Raw genomic sequence first — 22,738 nt, 5'->3', positions numbered from 1 at the left:
CCGATTTTCAACTGTTTGTTTCAATGGTAATTCTTAGAAAATAAAATCGGTATAAGTTTATGGTTTTTGTTGGTAAAAGATTAGATTAGTTAATATAGACTGATTTGCTAGCCAAAAGCTTAAATAATTATAATAAAAAACGTATCTTATTTTGGTTTGTGCATCTGCATTAAGATATGTATTTAAACCTATTCTGAACAACCAACTAACAATTCAAAATTCAAAATGACGCTCTCTACGAGACGCTAAAAGCGAACGCAGACTCGCTAACGCTGCGCTAACAAAATTCAAAATTAAAGAAATTTCAGACGTTCGCGTAGCGTCTCGTAGAGAAGAGAAGTGCCTTGCGCGGGTTCCTTGCGTTGTGGCAACCTACAGATCCCCGACTTCTTTAAGAAGTCGGGGATATTGTTTTCTGCGCTTTTGATTCAGTAGGGCTATATCTAGCTAAAAACGACATATAACTATCTAATTTGTATCATGCTAGCAAGATTGTCATCCCGCAAGAGTTAGATATTATCTAGACAATATTCAGATGTTCCCGAAATCACCATAAGATAATTAGCGCAGTATTTATAAGATTGAGGAACATTAAATGACACTATTACAAGATAAAGTCGCAATTATTACAGGTGCATCACGAGGAATCGGCCGCGCGATCGCAATCGAATTAGCCTCACAAGGAGCGATCTCAGTTGTTAATTATGCTAGTTCTAGTGCTGCGGCTGAGGCAGTTGTTACAGAAATTACAGCAGCCGGAGGTCAGGCGATCGCGATCCAAGCTGACGTTTCTAAAAGTGATCAAGTAGACGCACTAGTTAAGACCGTCACCGAAAAGTTTAGTCGTGTGGATATCTTAGTCAACAATGCAGGCATTACCCGCGACAATCTGCTTTTGCGTTTGAAGACAGAAGATTGGCAAGCTGTGATAGACCTTAATTTAACTGGTGTTTTTTTATGTACACGCACCATCAGTAAAATTATGCTAAAGCAGCGATCGGGGCGGATTATCAATATTACCTCTGTTGCTGGGCTAATGGGCAACCCAGGACAATCAAACTACAGCGCCGCCAAAGCAGGTGTAATCGGCTTCACCAAAAGCGTTGCCAAAGAACTTGCGACTCGTGGGATCACCGTTAACGCCGTCGCCCCTGGATTCATCACCACCGATATGACCAGCGATCTCAACAATCCTGAAGATATTCTCAAATACATCCCACTCGGTCGCTTCGGTCAGCCTGAAGAAATCGCTGGCATGGTGCGCTTCCTCGCCGCCGATCCCGCCGCCGCCTACATTACCGGACAAGTTTTTAACGTCGATGGCGGTATGGTAATGGCGTGAACTACCCACACTGATTTGGAGTACCAAATACAGTGTGGGCTTCTGTAATCACAGGGGAATGCCGAAACTTAGACTTTCGCCCAAGCTGAGGACTTACTTCCCCTCCTACAGCAGAGACGGCTGAACCTTCCGCCTTTAGCATTCTGATACCCTCTGCTCTAATATTTATCGCTGCATTTTCATCCCTATCATGATGAGTATTGCAATGAGGACAAGTCCATTCACGGACATCTAATGACATCTCACTCACTTGATAGAAACAATTAGAACAGAGTTTTGAACTAGGAAACCACCTATCAATCTCAATCAACTTCCCGCCTTTTCGTTCGAGTTTGTATGCTAAGAAGTTAGTGAATGTTCCCCATCCAACATCAGATATTGACTTTGCCAATTTATGATTACGATAGCGTAGCGTTAGCGAGTCTTCGAGCGTCACCATGCCTAATACATTAAGATTCTCTACTATGACAGCTTGGCTATCGCTGACCAACTTGTAACTAAGTTTGTGTAGAAAATCTTGCCTTGAGTTACTAACTTGCTCGTAGACTTTGGCAACAACTTTTCTATATCTATTTCTTGAATTACTCCCTTTTTGTTTACGTGCTAATTTTTTCTGTTTGCGCTTAAGATTTTTCTCATGTTTGGCAAGGTGCTTAGGATTGTCATATTTAGTGATTTTCTCGCCGTCAGTAACAACCGCAAAATGTTTCAGCCCTAAGTCAATGCCATAAATCTTCCCCTCTGAGATAAGAGGATTTTCGCCCTCTAACTCAGTCAGAATAGATGCAAGGTATTTACCTGAAGGCGTTTTACTAATGGTAACAGTTTTGATTTTCCCCTCAATCGCTCTGTGTATTTTGGCTTTGACTACCCCAATATTGCCTGGAAGTTTGACATTACCATCTACAACTTTGACGTTTTGAGGATACTGAATCGACTGTTTACCATGCTTGGATTTGAACTTAGGAAATCCAGCACGTTTTTCAAAAAAGTTTTTGTATGCCGTAGTTAGATTGAGCGTTGTAGCCTGTAAAACTTGGCTATAACACTCAGATAACCATACGGTTTCTTCTGCCTTTTTGAGTTCAGGAAGAAGTGCATTGAGTGCTGCACGGCTAAGTCCTTTCCCCGTTTCTTTGTAAGTCTCAATCGACTTATTTAGGGCATAATTCCACCACCAACGAGCGCAACCAAAAGCTTGAGCTAATTGGATTTGCTGCTCAACTGACGGATATAAACGGACTTGTACAACTTTGTGTAGCACTCAACATCACCTCCTTAATACCTGTGTTTTATCATAAAAATATATTGCGGTAAACTACTAAAAGAAAATAATTGTTGATTCGTCATACATCTAATATTTGTCTTTGCTGTGCAAAAAAATCAATATCAATATTAGATGCAATCCTCATCAACCGCCTTATATCCCACCACTGATTCTGGGTACAGAATTCAGATGGGGGACTTACGGCGTAATAGTTAAATAGTGCTGAGTTTTTGTAGGGTGTGTTATGCCGTAGGCTAACGCACCGATTTTATGTGGCGATCGCTGATTTAGACTTAATTTAATCGCGATCGCACTCTTTCGTAGCATCCAGCCAAAAATCGAAACTGACCGCGAGATATTGGCTGAAATTCGCCACATCTGAGAATATCTGTTGGGGCAACAGCGCGGCAACAGTAAAATTGACTCTTTAGTTCATCTAGACATTAGCAGGTGTGCGGCTGCGTTTAATAGGGCTAGATGACTAATGACCAACTAAGGCTGTTGGCGTATCCTTTGCCAAACAGTAAAACCCAAAAGAATAATAATGCTACTGGCGGTAGCCACCATTACAGCCAAACTCATACCTTGTATTCTCATTGCAAGCAAGTTGAAAACTAAGGTAATTGACCAAAGGGTAAACGCAGCATGGCGTTGGGAGAGTCCCCAAGCAAGTAAGCGGTGGTGCAGGTGGTCTTTGCCAGGAGTACTCAGAGGGTTATTTCCTGCTAGTAGCCGTCGCACAAATACTTGAGTTGTATCTAGCACCGGTAACAACAAAAATAAAACCGTAGGAATTAAGGCATAAACTGTGTTTTGTTGCAGTTTACCTAAAATACTAGTTGCTGCCAGCACATAGCCAAAAAAGTATGCTCCGGCATCACCCATAATAATTCGTGATGGATGGAAATTATGACGTAAAAAGCCCAATGCAGCACCCGCCAAGGCTGCAAGTACCAAAATTGCCGCTGCACGATTGTTAAATTGGGCTGCAACTGCCAACAAACTCATGGCAGTAATAAAGCTGATTCCTCCCGCCAAACCATCCAAACCATCCATCAAGTTGATGGCATTGGTAATCCCTACTACCCATATTACTGTGAGCAATATGGACAGGAACGAGTCGATGGGAGTGCCAAACAGAACTTTAACACTGATGCCATTAGCTACCAATAACAGTGCCGTGACAATTTGCGCCCACAATCGTACAGAGGGCGGTAAGCCGAACTGATCGTCAATAAAGCCTACAAGGACTAATATCGAACCCCCTAACAGAATAGTTAGCACCTGAGCTAATACAGTTTGGAGTTCGATCGGTCGTAAAAGGCTAGCTAGTACCAGCGCGGCAATCACACCCGCGTAGATAGCCAGCCCCCCAGCATTGGGTAAAGGTTCTCGGTTGAGTCGCCGGGCGTTGGGTTGGTCAGCCCAACCTACCCGCAAGGCGAATTTGCGTACTGTCGGAATTAAACGCCAAGTTACAACCCAAGCCAAGAGGAACGTAAATACTACTGCCAACCAGCCGGTGCCGCCAGGGTCGGCAATACCGAGGTATTTAAGGGAGTTCTCTAAATTCATCTCCCAATTCAAGCATTACTGCCAGTATCTAATATGAGCATCACCTGTATATTAATCAATTTTTTTATTTCCATTTGTAACTTGAGCCGCTTGAGAGATTAGCACTCTGGCGCTGTGAGTGCTAAATTGTCTAATGGAAGCGCTGGAGAAATGAAACATGGCGAAAATTATTGCATTTGATGAGGAATCTCGGCGAGCTCTAGAAAGGGGTGTTAACGCCCTTGCCGATGCCGTAAAAATCACCTTGGGGCCTAAAGGTCGCAATGTTCTTTTAGAGAAAAAATTTGGCGCACCTCAAATTGTCAACGATGGTATCACTGTTGCCAAGGAAATTGAATTAGAAGATCCTTTGGAAAATACTGGTGCAAGACTCATCCAAGAAGTGGCCTCAAAAACCAAAGATGTTGCTGGGGATGGTACAACCACCGCCACAGTTTTAGCACAAGCCTTGATTAGAGAAGGTTTGAAGAACGTCGCGGCTGGTAGTAACCCTGTTAGCTTGAGACGCGGGATCGACAAAACTATTGAGGCATTGGTACTAGAAATTGCCAAAATAGCCAAGCCAGTAGAAGGAAGTGCGATCGCTCAAGTTGCTACTGTCTCTGCTGGTAACGATGAAGAAGTTGGCCAAATGTTAGCCCAAGCAATGGAAAAAGTCACCAAAGATGGTGTAATTACCGTTGAAGAATCCAAATCCCTAACCACCGAACTAGAAGTAGTTGAGGGAATGCAGATTGACAGGGGTTATATTTCTCCCTACTTCGTCACCAACAACGAACGGCAAATCGTCGAATTTGAAAATGCCCGAATTTTAGTGACAGATAAAAAAATCGGCAGCATCCAAGATTTAGTACCGATTTTGGAAAAAGTTGCCCGTTCTGGTCAGCCCTTGCTAATTATCGCTGAAGATGTCGAAGGTGATGCTTTGGCAACTTTGGTAGTAAACAAAGCGCGGGGTGTACTAGCTGTAGCTGCCATTAAAGCGCCTGGATTTGGCGATCGCCGCAAAGCTTTGTTAGAAGATATTGCGATTCTTACCGATGGACAGTTGATTTCGGAAGAAATCGGCTTAAGTTTGGACACCGCTTCTCTAGAAGCGCTGGGAACTGCCCGCAAAATCACCATTGACAAAGAAAGCACCACAATTGTCGCTGGTAGTGTCACCAAGCCAGAGGTACAAAAGCGGATTGGTCAAATTCGCAGACAGTTGGAAGAAACTGATTCTGAGTACGATCAAGAAAAACTCCAAGAACGCATCGCCAAGCTTGCTGGCGGCGTGGCAGTGATTAAAGTGGGTGCAGCAACCGAAACCGAACTCAAAGACCGTAAGCTGCGGATTGAGGACGCACTCAACGCTACTAAAGCTGCTGTGGAAGAAGGTATTGTTCCTGGTGGTGGGACAACTTTAATTCACTTAGCTAAGTCGGTAGAAGCGATTAAAAAGACCTTACAAAATGACGAAGAAAGAATTGGGGCTGATATTGTCGAACGAGCGCTAGAAGCTCCCTTGCGCCAAATAGCAGATAACGCTGGTGCTGAAGGTTCTGTAATTGTCTCGAAAGTCCGGGATAGCGACTTCAACATTGGCTACAATGCCGCTACTGGCGAATTTGAAGACTTGATTGCTGCTGGTATTATCGACCCTGCCAAAGTCGTGCGTTCAGCTTTGCAAAATGCCGGTTCCATTGCTGGTTTGGTCTTAACCACCGAAGCGATCGTTGTTGAAAAGCCAGAGAAGAAATCCGCTGCTCCTGCCCCTGATATGGGTGGTATGGGCGGCATGGGCGGCATGGGCGGCATGGGCGGCATGGGCGGCATGGGCATGTTCTAACTTCTGCTCACCCAAATAAATATTCTTTTAGCAGTTTGTCTTGCCAAGGCAAACTGCTTTTTTATACCTACCATTGCTGATTCAGAAGCAATATGTTATCTGTATTGCTGGGAAGTAGCTGGGCATAAATAAAAATAATCATCATAGTTATCAGTAATTAGTCGTAAGTATAACTGACCACTAAAAAAATGCCGATTTCTAAATTACCAAACCTCAATAATTCCTGAATCTAAAAATTACAGTCTTTGTATTAATTTTTGTAATATTAATAGTAAAAGCTGAAATCAATCAAAACGTCCTCGGATCACAGTCTAGTTGTTTTTAGCAATGCCCAATGCCCAATTCCCAATGCCCCATGCCCAATGTAGGTAATATTATTGCATGGTACGAAAATTGCGTCGCCTTCCTAAAATAGCCACTAAGCGATATGAAGATGAGTTCCGTCACCAACCAGGGACTTTACCAGGAACCATCATTATTGATGCAGATGCTCCGCTACCGATCATTTTCTTGATTGACTATAACCAAACCAATTTCACCCGTGAACAAATAGCAACCCCAGAGGAGTGTGTCCCCTATCTGGAGAGGGAATCGATTTCTTGGGTAGATGTACAAGGTTTAGGTAGCCAAGACATATTACAACGATTAGGTAACGTTTTTGAGTTACATCCTCTAGTTTTAGAAGATGTAGTCAATGTACCGGAGCGCCCCAAAACAGAGGATTATGAATATCAATTGCTATTCATTGCCCGTATGGTAGTACCAAAGGAAAGAACATGTGGTTTTTATAGCGAACAAGTAAGTTTGATATTAGGAAAAAATTATTTGTTGACAGTACAAGAAGAACCAGAACATGATTGCTTTGAAGGCGTGCGATCGCGAATTGAAAAAAACAAAGGTATCATCCGTAAACAGGGAGCGGATTATTTAGCTTATGCCCTATTAGATGCAATTATTGATGGCTTTTTCCCAGTGCTAGAGCTTTATGGTGAGCGAATCGAAGAATTAGAAGAGGAGGTAATAGTCAGACCTACCCCACAAACACTACAAGATATTTATCAAATTAGGCGAGAATTACTACAACTACGTCGTGCTATCTGGCCCCAGCGGGATGCAATTAATGCCTTAATTCGAGATGGCAGTGATTTGATTAATGAAGACGTGCGAATCTACCTCCGAGATTGTTATGACCATACGGTGCAAGTAATGGATATGGTGGAAACTTACCGAGAACTAGCATCTGGATTAATGGATGTGTACCTTTCAGCAGTAAGCAACAAAATGAATGAAATCATGAAGGTACTAACGGTAGTTTCAACAATTTTTATTCCCCTGACTTTTGTCGCCGGAATATATGGGATGAATTTCAATACCGAAAAATCGCCATATAATATGCCTGAGTTGAATTGGTATTGGGGTTATCCACTTTGCTGGGCAGTGATGTTGGCGATCGCACTTGGTTTGCTATTCTTTTTTTGGCGACGAGGCTGGCTGCAAAATTCTGTAGTAGCCAAGCGCAATTAAAAATTGCAGATGAGCAATAAGTCTGAATATATATTCATTAGCACCGGGAGTTAAGATTTTTGAGTTATGAGGAGTAGCGACCAGAATTTAGTAGTTTTGACGATTTATATTATCGGTGTTTCTTATGTTTTTAACCGCATGATTGAATCCATCGATGACCAAATTAAGTTTGAGTTTAAGAAAGGAACCGTTGATGAGCAACTAAAAGAACAAAATCTCGACGATAAAATTGGAATTTCCTTTAAACTCAAAGCCTCATATCCAATTGACGATTTGAAAGATTTAGGAATTAGCATTGAAAATAAATCTGATAATGTTGCCGTATACGTTGACTGGGACAACAGTTCTTTAGTAGTTGAACATAGCAAGCAATCGCGCCGCGTGATTCGGAAATCACCAGACTTAACCCGCGACTTAGCAGTACCCCAAAGTCCGAGCCTAATTGCTCCCAAGAAAACACTTTCGGAAACGGTGACAGCAGAAGATGTTTTCGAGCGTGATAAAGAAGCTGGAACCTATTCAGCAAAAAAACCATTAATTGATATCAATGGGCTACAAAAAGGGCAAAAAAAGTTGTACAACGACTTTATTAATAGAAGAAAGGAGTTAGACTTTTCCCTGCAACTGGTGCTGAGGATATCTGAAGTGCGTTTAGGTCTAGCCCCAGGTCGTGATTTTCCTCCCATTAGTATTATCAATTGTCCTTTCACAGTCAGGAAGCTACCTTGGACTTACGCTCTACCTTGGAATAAAAAAAAGCAATAGCAGTCAGACACACTATGCCAACCAAGATTACACTGGATCTAAGGAGAGAGTAGGCGCAGGCGGTTGCAGATCAGTCTTAGTCACTGGTTTGAGGAAAGTCCGGACTCCCGAAAGACCAAACTTGCTGGATAACGTCCAGTGCGAGCGATCGTGAGGATAGTGCCACAGAAAGATACCGCCAAAACAAGGCAAAAGGTAAAAGGCAAAAGTAAAAAGAAAGAAATCTTTCTTTTGCCTTTTTACTTTTTACTTTTTACTTGATTTGGTAAGGGTGCAAAGGTGCGGTAAGAGCGCACCAGCAGTATCGAGAGGTGCTGGCTCGGTAAACCCCGGTTGGGAGCAAGGCGATAGGGACTATGGTTGGTCTTTTACCAGTTCCGCTCAATGAGAGCCGCTTGAGGCGTTTGGTAACAAACGTCCCAGATAGATAACTGCCCTCGCAAGAGAACAGAACCCGGCTTATGTCCTGCTCTCTCCCCTTTAATGGAGTATGAACCTTTCACGGTTTGTACTCTATTATTTTTTGTACGGGTTTTGTGCGTAAGCGTACCCTTCGGGAAGCAAGCTACGCCTAGCGTCTCGTAGAGAAGCTCGTCGTAGACATCGCTAATTCGTCATTAATTCAACGTGAGTTCGACGAATCATAATAGTGTCTATCTAATTAGCCGTAAAAAAGACCTCTAAGAAGGTTTTACCCACTCAGTGCTGAGTGCTGAATAAATTTAAGAAGTACTCAGTACTTCTGCACTACGGTAAAAGCCCCGCCCCTTGTGGGCGGAATCTTCTTATAGAGAGAAGGTTGATACCCCGCCCCGGGCGGTCTTTCAACTCAGCACTCAGCACTTGGAACTCAGCACTCTTCATTAATTATGCAAAACCGTCCCTCTCCGACTCGGAGAGGGACAGACTTGAACTTTAGTTCAAGGCAGGGAGAGGTTTATCGAACTCACGCTAATTCATCATTTAAAGCATTCCCAATATCTCTAATGCTGTATCCAGATGCCATTTAACTCGATAGAGTCCAAACAGTTTCTCTTGACTGTACCGTGCTGGATACTCTAGCTTCCTCCCCTCCATCGTCACCTTGAGCAATGCTGATTGCTCTGGTGTCAGTGTTCCCATAGCTTCTAGTGTTGCTTCTAAGGCTTCTACTTGAGAGAACATGGGAGACTTCAATCCTTTATTTTCTGACACTTGCTTGCAGGCGATAACAGGGAAGGTCAGAAATGCATTAATGTATGATGCCTTATCAGCCGGATTCCCTATTGCTTGGATGCCATACTGTATCAGATATAAATCGCGTAACGCTCTTAAGCTTTTAACTTCTAATTCTGTGCGCGTAAACATAAAATAGAGTTACCTCTTGTAAAAGTGGAAATCGGTGGGCAGCAAGTTTCTCAGGCTAAGATGCCCATCGATTTAACATTCTCCACTGATATACACGTGGAGAATAAATTTATTTGTATTTCTATACAATGTCTAAAAATAAAGGTAATCCAGATAACTTAAAGCCATTCACCACGGACAGAGAGCGACCACTAACTGAATATCTACATTTGCGTGTCACTAAAGAAATGAAGGAAGAAGTGAAAGCTAAAGACGATCCTCCTGAATTTTGCCGTCAAGCTATCCAAGAGAAGCTAGATAGAGAGAAGTAGCAAAAAGTTGTTAAAGTAATAGTCCAAGAGATTTAGAGATATAAAAAATATATAGCTAGTTCCTCCCCCTCTGCTCCCCCTGCCCCCTTCCCCTTATCATGTAATGCCCCTTGCCTATCCACGCCGTCAACGGCAACTCGAAAGTTTAGTCCAAAAATTAGGTTTATCGCTAGAAGCACCTATAAAGTGGGAACTACTGGATTTAGCGCTCACTCATCCCACTGTTTCTGAGTCGGCAAATTACGAACAGCTGGAGTTTGTCGGCGATGCAGTAGTGCGGCTGGTGTCGGCTGTTGTGTTATGGGAAAATTATCCCGATTGTCCAGTAGGGGATTTTGCGGCAATTCGTTCGGTGTTGGTGAGCGATCGCATTCTCGCTCAATTGGCCAGAGTTTATGGTTTAGAGTTATACTTACTAGTCGCTGGTAGTGCTACTGCTGATAAAGTTGGTCTAGAGTCACGACTAGCAGATGCTTTTGAAGCAGTTTTAGGTGCGCTTTACTTAAGTACTCAAAATCTGGAACTGATTCGCTCTTGGCTAGATCCCCACTTCCACCAACTAGCAACAGAAATTCGCCTCGATCCTGCCAGACTTAATTACAAAGCTGCTCTCCAAGAATGGACTCAGGCGCAATTTAAAGTTTTACCAGAATATCGAGTTGTGGAAGTCAGTCAACCGCACCGCAATCAAGAACGTTTTATGGCTGAAGTGTGGCTGCACGGCAAAATGCTTGGACAAGGTAAGGGACGCTCGATCAAAACTGCTGAACAAGCCGCAGCTAAAGTAGCTTTTTTAGCAATTCCTAATCCGCAAATACCCTGAGCTTAAAATAAGGGCGATTAGTCGATAATCAGTTGATTGTCAGTGGTCATTTGTCCCTCGTCCTTTGTATACAAATAACTAATGACAAATGACAAATGACTCATAAATAATGACAAACCAAATTAAAATTGCGGTCATCGGGGTTGGGCGTTGGGGAGTGCATCTGCTGCGGAATTTCTTAGCAAATCCCCAAGTAGATGTAGTTGCTGTAGTAGATCCCCACCCAGAACGATTAGCGGCAGTAAAGCAGCAGTTTAACTTAGATGAAAATGTATTATTAACAACTCAATGGCAAGACTTAAAAAAAGTGCCAGAGTTGACAGGGGTGGCGATCGCAACTCCGGCTACCACCCACTATGCCTTGATTAAAGATTCTCTCCAACAGGGATATCATGTTTTGGCAGAAAAACCCTTAACTCTCAACCCAGTAGAATGTCGGGAACTTTGCCATTTAGCAGAGCAGCATCATTTAATACTCATGGTTGACCACACTTATTTATTTCACCCAGCAGTTGAGCGAGGCAAAACTGTAGTACAGGCGGGTAAATTAGGTGATTTACGCTATGGTTACGCGACGCGCACCCATTTAGGGCCTGTCCGACAAGATGTTGATGCCCTGTGGGACTTAGCTATTCACGATATTGCTATCTTTAACGCTTGGCTTGGTCAAATTCCTATCAAAGTACAAGCAACAGGTACGGTGTGGCTACAGGGAGCAGGGGAGCAGGGGAGCAGGGGAGTAGAGGGGAAGAAAGATACAAATCCTCCTCTGCCTCAAGGTTTAGCTGATCTAGTATGGTTGACACTAACATACCCAGATGGCTTTCAAGCTTACATTCACCTGTGCTGGTTGAATCCTGATAAGCAGCGACGGCTGGGGATTGTGGGGAGCCTTGGTAGTTTGATTTTTGATGAAATGTCGCGATCGTCACCTCTAACCCTGCTACATGGAGAGTTTGAACAGCAGGGCAATCATTTTATTCCTGTGAATCAAAAGCAGGTGGTACTGGAATTAGATCCAGGGGAACCATTGCAGAAGGTTTGCTCATCCTTTGTTGTCTCTATCCTCAACAATACTCCCTCAGAAGTTTCATCTGGCTGGGTAGGTAGTGAGTTAGTAGAAATTCTTGCTGCTCTAACAATATCTCTTGGGCAAGGTGGGAAACCTGTTTTTCTAAATGCTCATCAAGCATCAAAAGTAATATAACGGTTCTCATTCAGATGAGGACAACAGCATATTGCAAGGTGTAGGGGTACGGCAGTGCCCATTGGTGTCAACTTAACGAAAAAGCCAGTCTAGAAGACAATACGCTTGGTTTAAGGGCTACTGGCAAAAATTTTGGGTTTTCGAGACGCGCGATACATCGCCGTCTCTAGAAGTGTTTTGTTGCTCATTCTGAACTGTATTGCTCTAGAACAATGGCAGTTGTTGGAATTGGTGCAAAATATCAGATTTTTCCGGTTGAGGCAAAATATAAGTGAATAATTACTTTACATCGAATATGTATAGCTAAAACTCATGGATATACCCCAGCGCGTATCAGTCCGCTACAAAGACGCGTCCTTCAACAGTAATGAAATCCGTTTGAGAACTTTTCGGCTTGGGTTGCAAATATGGGATGAACAAACTAAACCTAGAAAAACAGAGCTTTATCAGTTTATATCCTCTTGCTTGAAACAAGTTGACCGCCAAGATCGTTTTATGTTTTCTCTGCTATTCATAGAATTAACAGACCTCATACGCAATTCTGCGCTGGAAAGGGGAACAAAAGAGGTTCTGATTAAAACAGCTTTTAGAGAATTTGCTTGTGCGATAACAGACTTTGAAGACGTTGCCAAATAAGGTTGATGGGGGTGTAGGTATTGCTTAGGCGTAGCTCATCCCAAGCATTGCCCATAACTGAGCTAACCTAATCTAGTAGGATATCTATAGTAAACAGCTTTCCTATCGGATTAGTTTTTTTTGGCTGAATGTGCGGATAGGTAGGTGTTGGAAATGGGGTAACTACAAAAATGCCTGAATTGCCCTATATGCAAGAATTTCAAAGCATTAGCATTTATAAACCATCCGCGCACCTTATGTAGACTAGTTTTCAGCCATTTGCCTCTAGCCAAATCACAACTCCTCGTGTTATGATTTCTCCATTCGCGCAAGCGAACCTTGAAAACCAAATAAAACAAGGCTTTGAGAAGCCCGCTATTGCAATTGCCTAAAATCCCTATTAGGGATTGAAACTGATGCAATCCATTTTTGGGCGATAGATATGGAATAATTGCAATTGCCTAAAATCCCTATTAGGGATTGAAACAGTACATCATAAAAATCGGTTATGGTGTCTTTGTATTGCAATTACCTAAAATCCCTATTAGGGATTGAAACTCTTCTAGTAAACCTTCTTTATTACCATCTAATATTGCAATTACCTAAAATCCCTATTAGGGATTGAAACTTTACTTCCTTTACCTCACCTTGGTTCTGGCAGGCATTGCAATTACCTAAAATCCCTATTAGGGATTGAAACGCAAAATTCTGCCTTATTTAATCGTTCAAGTTCAATTGCAATTACCTAAAATCCCTATTAGGGATTGAAACGCTGGCGCAAAAGAGTGGAGTGCAAGAGCGACAGATTAATTGCAATTACCTAAAATCCCTATTAGGGATTGAAACAAAACTTAGAAGTATTAGTAATTAAATCTTTTTTATTGCAATTACCTAAAAACCATCTAAAAAGAAATTACTTTGCGATCGCGCAAAAACTTACCGCTTATATTGCGCGGAGCATCAGTAGCCAACCAGATTGCAGTGTCAGCACCTTCTTCTGGCGAACGGGGTGCTGATGAACCACCCATATCTGTTCTCACCCACCCTGGACAAATGGAATTGACGACGATCCCTTTGGAGTCCAAAGATTGTGCCAACATAATTGTTGCGCCATTTAATGCCAGCTTCGATAGGCAGTAACTTGGAACACCAGCAGATAAGTCTGATAATGCTCCATATCCACTTGAAACGTTAACAACTCTGGCATCGGAGGATTTTTCCAATAGGGGTAAAAATGCCTGTACCATCCGAATTGGGCCAAAAGTGTTGGCATTGATTGTGGAATCAAGCAACTCACGAGAAATAGTCAGAATATTTATATCCTTATCTGGATACACACCAGCATTATTGATCAAAACATCTAACCGATCAATCTTTTGGTGCAAGGTTTTGAAAGCTTGATTGATAGAGCGATCGTCAGTGACATCCAATTCGATGGGAATTACCTTGCCTGGAAGTTTCTGGGCCGCAAGTTTGGCGTTATCGAGCGATCGCGAAGTGATAATTATTTCATAGTCTTTTGCCAGTAAACCTTGAGCGATCGCAAACCCAATCCCTCGGTTCCCACCTGTGATTAATACCCGTTTGTCTGGTATGGATTTCATCTCAGTATTTTATGTCCATTTTGCTAGTTATAGTTCACAAAATATCATAAACTTCATATCAAACCAAGTTCATGATATTTTTGCTTTCTGGACGTAGCATTACCTTGGCAATTTAGATTGTCAACTCAGGAAATTATTGATTAAAAAAGCAAAACGTTTTATTACTTTAATAAAACTCTAGTATTTTTATAATCTATCCAGAGAAAGATAAATGAGTATAAAAATACTGTTCGGTTAAGACAAGAGACACGATGCATCGCCGTCTTGACAATAATCTGTCTTTCGTCGTCACCACGATTTATCGCGTCTTTACGACCTATAATTTTCATCAAAAACCTTAACAGAACCATATTGAATAAGTATATTGTTTGACTGAAAAATATTTCAGCTATTTGTCATTTATGTGACAAAAGTATGTCTTTATTTTGAAGATTTGTAAAATTGGAATTTTCAACTTTATATCAATCTTAAGTAAGATTTATGGTATATTCAGAGCAAGTTAGGTTATTGATTAAATAAAAATTTTGAGCTAATCAATCTATTTAGACTTGGGAGTAAAAACACGTTTGCCCTAGCGAATGGAATTCGCGGCTATACAGACAAAACCCACCTACGTAGGTTTCAAATCCTTTGAGTCCGCGTAGGCGGACTTCTCAGCGAGACGCTACGCGAACGTTTGTGTAGCCGCGATTTCTAATCTCCTGGTATATTTGCAAAGGTGAGATACTCCCCTATGAATTAAATAATAGAATTATGATCAGCAATAATTGAAAATAGCCATTCTTTCGTTTTTGTAAATATCAACTTGGATATAGATCAACTGAGATTATGGTTATTTTAGTGAATATTTTGACATTTAGGAAAAATAATTAGCGATGCCTGCTCTGTCTCTAAATAACCAAAATTTACCATACCCTGACCCTCTACACCCCATCATTGTCCACTTCGTAATCGCGATGGTGCTTTTTTCTTTTGTATGCGATGTGCTGGGCTATTTCACACGTAACGTGCGTTTATTTGAGGTGAGTTTCTGGAATATGTTTGTGGCCTCAGCAGCCATCTTTTTAGCGGTGATTGTTGGTCAGTTTGAAGCAGGTCTGGCTAACATCTACCCAGCAGTTCAACCAACACTAAATTTTCATACGGTGATGGGTTGGTCGTTGGCGGCTATTGTCGTTGGCATTACAGCTTGGCGTTTTGTGATTCGCAACAGCAGTCCACGGAAAGTACCGCCTGCTTATTTGGGTGCTGCAACGTTTTTAGTCTGCTTAGTATGTTTGCAAGTCTATCTAGGAAGCAAGCTAGTTTGGGTGTACGGGTTACACATTGAGCCAGTTGTGCAAGCCATGAAGCAGGGAGTTTCGCCATGAACTGGCAGCTTATTGATCAGTTGAGGTTGAGGCTGAATGCTAACGGATTACCTTATGAGATTCCCATACATCCGCAACTGGTACATTTAACATTGGGTTTGTTCATTATTGCCATCATTTTTGATATTGCCGGAGCGCTTTTTGCTTTAGAAAAACCAATCTTCAAATTTTTAGGTCTGCCTGCCCTGCGTTCTGGTTTTTTTGATGTCGGTTGGTATAACCTCATAGGAGCAGCTTTTATTACCTTTTTCACCGTTGCAGCAGGTTTTTTTGAGCTACTGCTAGCAAATCCACCAATCGATCAAAAGAGCGTTTGGGGGTTAACTGCTGGTTGGACGATGCTTTTGCATGGTTTGGGTGGCGTTTTGCTGTTGGGAGCGATCGCAGCCATGACAATATGGAGAGGTTTGCAACGCTATCGTTGGCGCAAGGATGCTTCCAGGCAAGTGCAGTGGAGTTACTTGTTAGCAGGTTTGGGAATATTGGCAATATTATTCGTTCACGGAACTTTGGGGGCGCAATTGGGAGAAGAGTTTGGAATTCATGTTACGGCTGCCAAGTTACTCCAAGAAGGTAGAAGCCCAAATTTACTACTCAAATAATCAAGCAATAAGCACTCTTACATGAAATTATTATGTTTAGTTTTTGGGAATATGTACTAATAGCATTTTATGTAGCAGTGCTAATGATTGTCAGTCGGTGGATTGGACAACAGGCGTTTTCTTGGATGCCTCCCCAGGCGACAGCAGAAGCACAACGGGTAGATGATTTATTTAGCTTTTTAGTCTCAATTGGAGCATTTATCTTGCTGGGGCTGCTTGGTGTGATGGTGTATGCGATCGCTTTCCATCGCGCCCGCCCAGAAGACTACAGCGAGGGACACCCTTCTAGAGGTGATGGGAAGTTAGAAATATTATGGACAGCGACCCCGACTCTGTTAGTAATATGGATTGCCTTGCAAAGCTTCAATATTTATCAGCAATTAAATATTCTGGGTTTAAACCAAATTGTGCATTTGCACACACCCCTAGAATCTGCACCCGCCTACGCCGCAATCGTTAGCGATGTCCCCAAACCTGCATCTGAAACAATTGATGTTTTCGTTAGGCAGTGGGATTGGTCTTTCCGTTATCCAAATAACCTTACCACTAAGGAATTACACTTGCCACTCAATCGCAGCACTCGCTTAAAGATGCAGGCAGAGAAAGTAATCCACGGCTTCTACATTCCTGAGTTTCGTTTAAAGCAAGATATTGTTCCAGGGCGAAACATTGACATTGTGATTACACCCATTCGCTCAGGTAAATATCGACTGAAAGATTCTCAATTCAGTGGTGCTTATTTTGCCTTGATGGAGGCAGATGTATACGTTGAATCCCTTGATAAGTATAATCAGTGGCTCGCGCAAACAGTCTCTAGCGAAACTACTAACACTAAAAATCAGGCAGTTGCCGAAAATATCCAACCACCAAAGACATTATTTAAAAGTGGCTGGTACACCGTCGCACCTGCTCAACCTGCTATAGCGAATCAAAGGAAGATAGATAATGACACATGATTTAAATGAAGCTATAGCCAAAGATAGAGAACCTGAAAATAACTGGCGGGAATATTTCAGCTTCAGCACCGACCATAAGGTAATCGGTGTTCAGTACATGGTGATGACCTTCATTTTCTTTCTTCTCGGCGGGCTGTTGGCGATGATCATCCGGGCTGAGTTGCTTACCCCGGAAGCAAATTTAGTTGACCGCCCCCTCTACAATGGTTTATTCACCATGCACGGGACAATCATGATTTTCCTGTGGATTATTCCCTTCAATGCAGGTCTTTCTAACTACCTAGTACCGCTAATGATTGGAGCGCGGGATATGGCTTTTCCCCTGCTCAACGCCATCTCTTTTTGGATTTTACCACCAGCCGGTCTTCTCCTACTGTCTAGCTTCTTACTACCAAACGGGACTGCACAAGCTGGCTGGTGGTCTTATCCGCCAGTTAGTCTGCAAGTTCCAGCCGGTCAGTTGATTAACGGTCAATTTATTTGGATAGTTAGCCTAGTATTAATTGGCATCTCCTCAATTATGGGGGCTGTTAACTTTGTTACCACTATCTTTTGGATGCGATCGCCAGGGATGACATTTTTTAGAATGCCGGTCTTTGTGTGGTCAGTTTTTAGCGCCCAGTTGTTGCAGCTAATTAACTTACCTTCTTTGACGGGTGCATTGATACTGCTATTGCTTGACCTCTCCTTCGGTACACAATTTTTTAAACCGGAAGGAAGTGGCGATCCGATCATTTACCAACATTTATTTTGGTTCTATTCTCACCCCGCCGTGTATATCATGGCGCTACCAGCCTTTGGTATTATTGCGGAAGTTCTGCCAGCCTTTGCTCGCAATCCTCTATTTGGCTATCGGTCAGTGGCGATCGCAACTTTAGGTATTGCTGGGATTAGCATCTTCGTTTGGGTGCATCACATGTTCACCAGTGCAACCCCTGGCTGGATGCGGATGACTTTCATGGCCACCTCAATGTTAGTTGCTATACCCACAGGTGTGAAGGCATTCGCTTGGACTGCCACAATCTGGAGGAGCAAATTGCACCTAGAGACACCAATGTTATTTGCGATGGGAGGTGCAGCGATGTTTATTTTTGGCGGTGTCACTGGTGTAATGCTTGCCGCCACGCCATTTGATATCCACGTCAATAATACTTATTTTGTCGTCGGTCACTTCCACTACATCGTTTTTAATACTATTACGATGGCAATCTTTGCCGGAATTTACTTCTGGTTTCCCAAGATAACTGGCAGGATGTACGCCGAGGGTTGGGGTAAACTGCATTTCTGGTTGACCTTTATCCCTGCCAATATCACCTTTTTCTCCATGCACCCATTAGGTCTACAAGGAATGCTACGCCGAATTTCCTCCTACGATCCCCAGTATCAAGGTTGGAATGTTATTGCTAGCCTGGGATCGTTCTTGCTGGGAGCATCTACGCTGCCCTTTATTGCTAACATTGTCGGTTCTTGGCTATATGGAGCGAAGGCAGTTGATAATCCTTGGCACGCTACAGGATTGGAATGGACAACTTCTTCACCACCTCCGCGAGATAACTTTGAAGAGATTCCTGTTGTCAACAGACCTCCTTACGATTATGGCGATCCAAAATATTCATTTGTAGAAAATTCTGATGATGATGAGTAATTTCGTTTCTTGATAAAGCTGCGCTAAATCCTAGCTTTTTAACGCAAAGGTACGCGGAGGTTAGCGCAAAGGGACGCGGAGGTTTTTAAAGATAATTCGTTATGTCCGAAAAATCAGATGAAACCTGAATTTATTAATTACGAATTACGAATTACGAATTATGCAACATCGTGGCACTCATATAGATGAAAGTCCGATCCGTTTCGACCGATGGCGGCGACGCTTACCGAATTGGTTACAGCGCTTTTTGCCGAGTGGTGGCGGGAGTCATGAAGATCATCATGGCAAAGGAATGTTTGGGTTTACTGTATTCCTGTTGTCTGAAAGTATCATTTTTTTGAGTTTCATCTTTACTTATGTTGCTCTGAGACTGAATACTAATAACTGGCTACCACCCGGTATTTCTGGGCCAGAATTGTCTAAGCTCGTGATTATTAATACAGTAGTTTTACTTTCTAGTAGCTTTGTAATTCAAGCAGCAGAAAATGCTCTCAAACGAAATCAACTGAGTAAATTTCGCGGGCTATGGCTGATCACGATCGCAATGGGAATCTACTTTTTAATTGGTCTATTAATTGAGTGGAAAAATCTCGATTTCAAACTTACCACAGGATTAGTTGGTTCCACATTCTACTTGCTGACAGGTTTCCACGGTTTACACGTTCTGGCTGGTGTTGTGCTTCAGATAATTATGCTGATTCGCTCATTCATTCCCGGCAATTATGATAAGACTCACTTCGGTGCAAGTGCGACTACTCTATTTTGGCACTTTGTTGATGTAGTTTGGGTCTTCCTATTCTCGCTTCTCTACCTTTGGCGAGCATAAAAAGTTCAGTTCACTAAGTATTTTCAGGAGTAATTTTATGAATTTATTCATCCAAGAACTACCAACCTCGGAACTTGCCCCAAAAGCAGTTCAAGAAACTCCCGCACCAGGTAAAGACCCACTCATTGCACAAGGGTTACAAAAAGAGCAATACATTGGGATTATTGGGCTAGCGATCGCTCTAATTGCGGCTGTCGGATTTTTTAGTCGCAGAGTCGAATATGCTATTGGGTTTGCTGTTATCCTCAGCGTCTTTTTAATTGCGTTATTTTTATTCATCTAAACCTCCATTTTTCCCACCACCAAATCTGTACTTAGATTGGTGGCTGGAATTTCTTCAGATGCGATCGCGCTGACTAAAATGGATTAGCCTCAATCGTCACTTCTGGCAGGGGAATAAACTCTGTTTCATCTGACACACTAGCAAAGTGGTTGTTGCGCCAATCGGCTTTTGCTTGCTCTATTCGCTCTGACCGGCTAGAAACAAAATTCCACCATTTGTAGCGTGTACCCAATGGTTCACCACCAATAACAATACATCGAGCCGCAGCAGCAGCAGAAACTCTTATTTCATCGTCTGCCTTTAGAATAGCGAGGCGATATGGCTCTAGCAGTTGCTCATTAATGCTCAAACCTTCTGTGACGCTGTATACTGCCCTCTCTGAATAACCTGTGGGGATAGTAAAGTGAGAATTGGCAGACAGCACCACATCTAAATAGAGAATAGGTGAGAAAACTTTCACAGGTGAGGTGTAGGAATGTGCAACTCCTGCAATGAGTTTGATGAGGGCGCCATTTTCTTCCCAAGTCGGAAGAGTTTCAGCAGGATAGTGAGTAAAGCTAGGATCGGTTTCTTCGTATTCTACAGGCAAGGCAACCCAGGTTTGAATACCATGAATGGTAGCTGCTTTTTGACGATCAATGTCGGGCGATCGCTCTGAATGTACAATCCCCTTTCCCGATGTCATCCAGTTCACAGCACCTTGTTGAATTTCCTGCACAGTGCCTAAACTATCGCGGTGTATCAAAGCACCATCAAATAGGTAAGTTACAGTGGCGAGATTGATATGAGGATGTGGTCGGACATCGATACCTTTGTGGGGTGGCAAAACAGACGGGCCAACATGATCGAAGAAGATAAACGGCCCAACCATTTGACGATGAGGATATGGCAAGCTACGGCGGGCAACAAACCCACCCAAATCTTTAACTTCAGGTTCAATCAGTTGAAGTATTGCCATAAGTAATTGGGTAATTGGTAAATGCTGGAATTATTGTGACATTTCTCAGACCTGAAGTGCAGAAGCTCCCTAAAAATAACTTCTGAGATTTCCTACTTATTCCCTTGCGGGGTTTTAAATCCAACTTTCTGATAAATAGAAGAGCAAAATATCCCCAGTGGAAGATTGCGATTATGGATAGGAAGTTGGTTAATTGGGAGAGTTAGCGCACCCGCATTAGCTAGTGGTCTGTCCGATTAATTTTGAGAGGGTTGAGAAACGAACCGCAAAGGACGCAAAGGACGCAAAGGAAGAAAAGTTAAGAATGAGTTCACCCATTATATTTAATAGATGAATCAAATTTCAATTTCTCTTCTTTCCTTCTTGCTTTGCGCTCTTTGCGTCCTTTGCGGTTCGTTCTCTTAACCATCAAAATGAATTTGACAGACCACTAGGCTCAAGTTTTTTCAATTTTTCAGCATAACATCCTAGCAAATTCCTGATTTTACAAGACTCTGGAGATATTTTATGAACAGCCCAGTTTACCAAACTGTGATTGTCGGTGGTGGCTTCACCGGCTTATTTACCGCCTTAAATCTAGCTCACGAACATTATCCTCGCTCTGTAATTTTGATCGATCAAAATGAACGCTTTTGCTTTAAGCCGTTACTCTACGAATATTTCAGTAGCGAGATGGATGCTTTTCAAGTAGTACCGCGTTTTACAGAATTGCTTAAAGGCAGTGGCGTTATCTTTGTTCAAGATGCAGTGGAATCCATAGATTTGCATCAACAACAAGTTAAATTAGCTTCGGGAAACTCTTACAACTACAGTAATTTAGTATTAGCTTTGGGTAGTGTTACTGGTTATCATCATTTAGAAGGTGCTAAAGAATACGCCTTTCCATTTTGGACAGAAGCCGATGCGATCGCTCTTGACCAACATTTAGGCGACTGTTTGCAAAAAGCAATCCAAACTGAAGATATAGAACAACGTCGTCAACTGTTAACAATCGTCGTAGTTGGTGGTGGTGCAAGTGGTATAGAAATGGCAGCTACTTTAGCTGATTTAGTGCCACATTGGTATACCGCTTTGGGAGGAAAATCTGATGAAATTCGGGTGATACTGCTCAATCACGGTCAAGAAATCCTCAATGGTGATGTTAACGATCCTCTGCGCCCAATTGCTGAAAAAGAATTACAAAAACGCACGATTCCAATTGAAATTCTCAGAGGTGCAGAAGCCACTAAGATTCATGCTAACGCCATTGAATATAAGCACAATGAGCAAATTGAGACATTGCCAACAAGTACCACAATCTGGACAGCTGGTACTTCTATTCATCCACTAATTAAAAGTTTACCAATTTCCCCAGAAAATCGAGATCGTCGCGATCGCCTTCTAGTTACTCCCACAATGCAACTACTCGAATTTCCAGAAGTCTTTGCCGGCGGGGATTGTGCAGCAGTTCCAGATAACTCACTACCGCCAACAGCCCAAGTTGCTTATCAACAAGGAGCCAATATTGCCCAAAATTTGCAAGCGATCGCTTTCGGCGAAGAACTCAAACCAGCAAAGGTAAATATCCGTGGAACTCTCTTAAAATTGGGGTTAAATAACGCTGCTGCTAATCTTTTTAATGTTTTTGAAGTTGCAGGTGAATCCGGACATTTAATCCGCCAAGGCACTTATTTAACCCTATTACCGACACCATCTCATGATTTCAAAGCTGCAAGTGAATGGTTAGATGAAGAGATTTTTCACCATCACCTTGATCCCCATGATGTGGGCAAAAAAGTTGTCCAAGCAGTGGAAGTAGTTGGCGCAGGAGTTATGGGCGTTTTAGCTGCAAGAAAACTACTAAAAATGCTGGGCAATAAAAGCAGTGTAACCTAAGGTTGTTGCGTA

At 42.4% G+C, this 22,738-nt stretch carries 21 protein-coding genes and 1 other RNA gene; 16 read left to right on the top strand and 6 right to left on the bottom strand.

The annotated features are described in order from the left end of the window. Window positions 1-595: 595 nt before the first annotated feature. Window positions 596-1,342: a 3-oxoacyl-[acyl-carrier-protein] reductase gene (gene fabG, locus V7L07_RS09865; RefSeq protein WP_335057294.1), complete on the top strand. Its 747-nt coding sequence runs from the start codon at window positions 596-598 to the stop codon at window positions 1,340-1,342. A 1-nt stretch (window position 1,343) separates the two neighbouring features. Here fabG and V7L07_RS09860 read toward each other — a convergent pair whose 3' ends face one another. From V7L07_RS09860 to V7L07_RS09850, 3 genes are all read right to left on the bottom strand, one after another. After that, complete coding sequence (locus tag V7L07_RS09860) at window positions 1,344-2,606, bottom strand: RNA-guided endonuclease InsQ/TnpB family protein (protein WP_335057292.1); 1,263 nt, start codon at window positions 2,604-2,606, stop codon at window positions 1,344-1,346. A 201-nt stretch (window positions 2,607-2,807) separates the two neighbouring features. Continuing rightward, window positions 2,808-2,987, bottom strand: coding sequence for a hypothetical protein (locus tag V7L07_RS09855; RefSeq protein ID WP_335057290.1), 180 nt, complete (start codon window positions 2,985-2,987; stop codon window positions 2,808-2,810). A gap of 114 nt (window positions 2,988-3,101) precedes the next feature. After that, window positions 3,102-4,184: an MraY family glycosyltransferase gene (locus tag V7L07_RS09850; RefSeq protein ID WP_335057288.1), complete on the bottom strand. Its 1,083-nt coding sequence runs from the start codon at window positions 4,182-4,184 to the stop codon at window positions 3,102-3,104. A 157-nt stretch (window positions 4,185-4,341) separates the two neighbouring features. Between V7L07_RS09850 and groL the strand changes: the two genes are divergently transcribed. The 4 genes from groL (at window position 4,342) to rnpB (ending at window position 8,781) form a co-directional block, all read left to right on the top strand. Then, entirely contained in the window at window positions 4,342-6,015 is a 1,674-nt protein-coding gene (gene groL, locus V7L07_RS09845; RefSeq protein ID WP_335057286.1) for a chaperonin GroEL, read from the top strand. A gap of 381 nt (window positions 6,016-6,396) precedes the next feature. Further along, complete coding sequence (gene corA / locus V7L07_RS09840) at window positions 6,397-7,539, top strand: magnesium/cobalt transporter CorA (protein WP_335057284.1); 1,143 nt, start codon at window positions 6,397-6,399, stop codon at window positions 7,537-7,539. A gap of 66 nt (window positions 7,540-7,605) precedes the next feature. Beyond that, window positions 7,606-8,304 (top strand): hypothetical protein, encoded by a 699-nt coding sequence (locus V7L07_RS09835; protein ID WP_335057282.1) that lies wholly within the window; start codon window positions 7,606-7,608, stop codon window positions 8,302-8,304. Window positions 8,305-8,350: 46 nt separating this feature from the next. After that, an RNA gene (rnpB, locus tag V7L07_RS09830) (RNase P RNA component class A) lies at window positions 8,351-8,781 on the top strand. Between the two features lie 486 nt (window positions 8,782-9,267). Here the strand turns inward: rnpB and V7L07_RS09825 are convergent. Further along, window positions 9,268-9,651, bottom strand: a complete 384-nt coding sequence (locus tag V7L07_RS09825; RefSeq protein ID WP_335057280.1) for a hypothetical protein — start codon at window positions 9,649-9,651, stop codon at window positions 9,268-9,270. A 128-nt stretch (window positions 9,652-9,779) separates the two neighbouring features. Here V7L07_RS09825 and V7L07_RS09820 point away from each other — a divergent pair, with 128 nt between their 5' ends. From V7L07_RS09820 to V7L07_RS09805, 4 genes are all read left to right on the top strand, one after another. Further along, window positions 9,780-9,962, top strand: a complete 183-nt coding sequence (locus tag V7L07_RS09820; RefSeq protein WP_099104126.1) for a hypothetical protein — start codon at window positions 9,780-9,782, stop codon at window positions 9,960-9,962. 103 nt (window positions 9,963-10,065) lie between these two features. Next, window positions 10,066-10,785, top strand: coding sequence for a ribonuclease III (rnc, locus tag V7L07_RS09815; protein ID WP_335057278.1), 720 nt, complete (start codon window positions 10,066-10,068; stop codon window positions 10,783-10,785). A gap of 109 nt (window positions 10,786-10,894) precedes the next feature. After that, window positions 10,895-11,992 (top strand): Gfo/Idh/MocA family protein, encoded by a 1,098-nt coding sequence (locus tag V7L07_RS09810; protein WP_335057276.1) that lies wholly within the window; start codon window positions 10,895-10,897, stop codon window positions 11,990-11,992. A gap of 312 nt (window positions 11,993-12,304) precedes the next feature. After that, window positions 12,305-12,628, top strand: coding sequence for a hypothetical protein (locus V7L07_RS09805; protein WP_179064500.1), 324 nt, complete (start codon window positions 12,305-12,307; stop codon window positions 12,626-12,628). Window positions 12,629-13,509: 881 nt separating this feature from the next. Here V7L07_RS09805 and V7L07_RS33455 read toward each other — a convergent pair. Beyond that, a complete protein-coding gene (locus tag V7L07_RS33455; RefSeq protein ID WP_442936039.1) occupies window positions 13,510-14,211 on the bottom strand; it encodes an SDR family NAD(P)-dependent oxidoreductase in 702 nt (233 codons plus the stop codon). Window positions 14,212-15,086: 875 nt separating this feature from the next. Between V7L07_RS33455 and V7L07_RS09795 the strand changes: the two genes are divergently transcribed. From V7L07_RS09795 to V7L07_RS09770, 6 genes are all read left to right on the top strand, one after another. Next, window positions 15,087-15,581: a DUF2231 domain-containing protein gene (locus V7L07_RS09795; RefSeq protein WP_179064502.1), complete on the top strand. Its 495-nt coding sequence runs from the start codon at window positions 15,087-15,089 to the stop codon at window positions 15,579-15,581. Continuing rightward, entirely contained in the window at window positions 15,578-16,183 is a 606-nt protein-coding gene (locus tag V7L07_RS09790; protein WP_335057271.1) for a DUF2231 domain-containing protein, read from the top strand. Before V7L07_RS09795 ends, V7L07_RS09790 begins: the two co-directional genes overlap by 4 nt. A 32-nt stretch (window positions 16,184-16,215) precedes the next feature. Beyond that, window positions 16,216-17,139, top strand: a complete 924-nt coding sequence (locus tag V7L07_RS09785; protein ID WP_335057269.1) for a cytochrome c oxidase subunit II — start codon at window positions 16,216-16,218, stop codon at window positions 17,137-17,139. Beyond that, window positions 17,129-18,784: a cytochrome c oxidase subunit I gene (locus V7L07_RS09780; RefSeq protein ID WP_335057267.1), complete on the top strand. Its 1,656-nt coding sequence runs from the start codon at window positions 17,129-17,131 to the stop codon at window positions 18,782-18,784. The genes V7L07_RS09785 and V7L07_RS09780 overlap by 11 nt, the downstream gene beginning before the upstream one ends. Window positions 18,785-18,944: 160 nt before the next feature. Then, window positions 18,945-19,610, top strand: a complete 666-nt coding sequence (locus V7L07_RS09775; protein WP_335057265.1) for a cytochrome c oxidase subunit 3 — start codon at window positions 18,945-18,947, stop codon at window positions 19,608-19,610. A 37-nt stretch (window positions 19,611-19,647) separates the two neighbouring features. Next, a complete protein-coding gene (locus tag V7L07_RS09770; protein WP_335057263.1) occupies window positions 19,648-19,893 on the top strand; it encodes a hypothetical protein in 246 nt (81 codons plus the stop codon). Between the two features lie 73 nt (window positions 19,894-19,966). Here V7L07_RS09770 and V7L07_RS09765 read toward each other — a convergent pair whose 3' ends face one another. Continuing rightward, window positions 19,967-20,851: a pirin family protein gene (locus tag V7L07_RS09765; protein WP_335057261.1), complete on the bottom strand. Its 885-nt coding sequence runs from the start codon at window positions 20,849-20,851 to the stop codon at window positions 19,967-19,969. Between the two features lie 507 nt (window positions 20,852-21,358). Here V7L07_RS09765 and V7L07_RS09760 point away from each other — a divergent pair. Continuing rightward, complete coding sequence (locus V7L07_RS09760) at window positions 21,359-22,726, top strand: NAD(P)/FAD-dependent oxidoreductase (RefSeq protein WP_335057259.1); 1,368 nt, start codon at window positions 21,359-21,361, stop codon at window positions 22,724-22,726. Window positions 22,727-22,738 lie beyond the last annotated feature (12 nt).

The organism is Nostoc sp. (genome assembly GCF_036916985.1).
GTDB lineage: Bacteria > Cyanobacteriota > Cyanobacteriia > Cyanobacteriales > Nostocaceae > Nostoc.
The sequence above is the reverse complement of the archived record's forward strand: the minus strand, read 5'-3'. Positions and strand labels throughout refer to the sequence as shown.